At 67.1% G+C, this 1724-nt stretch carries 1 protein-coding gene and 1 pseudogene; both read left to right on the plus strand.

What is annotated here, in order from left to right:
* Nucleotides 1–320 (plus strand): annotated as a pseudogene (locus GH737_RS15565) (DNA replication/repair protein RecF); the annotation flags it as partial.
* A gap of 198 nt (nucleotides 321–518) precedes the next feature.
* On the plus strand, nucleotides 519–1724 hold a 1206-nt coding region (locus GH737_RS14670; protein WP_155265501.1), incomplete at its 3' end, for a DEAD/DEAH box helicase.

Genomic DNA, 1724 nt, shown 5'->3' on the forward strand with positions numbered 1-1724 from the left:
CGCACCGGCAGGACCTTGCCGTCACCCACCGCGCCAAGCAAATGCCGGCCGCCAGCTCCTCGACCGGCGAGCAGAAGGCGCTTCTGCTCGGCCTCGTGCTCGCCCACGCCGACCTCGTCACGGAGTGCCGCGGCGCGCCGCCGGCGCTGCTCCTCGACGAAGTCGCCGCGCACCTCGACCCAAAACGGCGCGCGGCTCTCTTCGTGCGGCTCGAAGGCCGCGGGCAGGTGTGGATGACGGCGACCGAAGCGACGCTGTTCGAAGGGATCGGCGATGCGTCCCGCTTCCACGTCCAGCCGGGGCAAATCAGCCCGGCCTGATGCCGAGGTGGACTTTCTTAGGGAAGTCTCTATATTGCAGTGCAACACGAGGCGCTTTTCCAAAGCGGCGTGAACGGTCTCGCAAGTGTGAGGACCCGGCCCGCGCCTCGACCGATTTGCTCTCCAATTCACGCGGGGCGCGCTTTTGACCCCCTCGGACCGCGCATTTCGCGCGGCCGTTTTCATATTGGACTCTTCATGTCTTTTCATTCTCTCGGGCTCTCCAAGCCCCTTCTCGACGCGCTCGCGGCCAGGAATTATGCCCAGGCGACGCCGATCCAGCTCAAGGCGATCCCCACAGTCCTGACCGGCCGCGACCTCTTGGGCATCGCCCAGACCGGCACCGGCAAGACCGCGGCTTTCATGCTGCCTTCGCTCGACCGGCTCGCTGGCAAGCGCGAATATCTCAAGCCCGGCCAGGTCCGCATGCTGGTGCTCGCGCCCACCCGCGAGCTTGCCTCGCAGATTGCCGGCAGCGCTGAAGCCTATGGCAAGTTCATGCGTCTCTCGGTCGGCGTCATCTTCGGCGGCACGCCCAACAGCAAGAGCGTGCGTACCGTTTCGCGCGGCCTCGATGTGCTGGTCGCCACCCCCGGCCGCCTGCTCGATCTCATCGACCAGCGCGCGCTGAGCCTCCGCGAGCTCGAAATCCTCGTCCTCGACGAGGCCGACCAGATGCTCGATCTCGGTTTCATCCATGCCCTCAAGCGCATCGTCGCGCTGGTCCCGCCCAAGCGGCAGACCCTGTTCTTCTCGGCCACCATGCCGAGGGCGATCAAGGAGCTTGCCGACAAATATCTCACCAACCCCGCGGAAGTGTCGGTCGCGCCCGCGGCGACCACCGTCGACCGCGTCGAGCAGAGCGTGACCATGGTCAATCAGGCTGAAAAGACCGCGTTGCTGACGCTGTTCCTTCAGTCCCATGGGGTCGAACGGACGCTGGTATTCAGCCGCACGAAGCACGGCGCCGACAAGATCGTCCGTCAGCTCGAGGCCGCTGGCATCGCCGCCGGTGCGATCCACGGCAACAAGTCGCAGCCGCAGCGCGAGCGTGCGATCGCCGCGTTCAAGTCGGGCCAGATGGCGGTGCTGATCGCCACCGACATCGCCGCGCGTGGGATCGACATCCCGGGCGTCAGCCATGTCGTCAACTTCGACCTGCCCGACGTGCCGGAGCAATATGTCCACCGCATCGGCCGCACCGCGCGCGCCGGAGCGGACGGCATCGCGGTTGCCTTCTGCAGCCCCGAGGAGCGTGGCAACCTGCGCGACATCGAGCGCACGACTCGCCAGAAGATCGCGGTGACCCCGCTTCCGCAGGGTTTCGCCGCGGCGGCCGAAGCGCTCAAGCGCCTCAAGCCCGCTCCGGTCCAGCGGCCGGAGCGGCCCGCGATGAAGGCGCAC

The sequence above is a fragment of the Sphingomonas segetis genome (assembly GCF_009720245.1).
Lineage (GTDB): Bacteria > Pseudomonadota > Alphaproteobacteria > Sphingomonadales > Sphingomonadaceae > Sphingomicrobium > Sphingomicrobium segetis.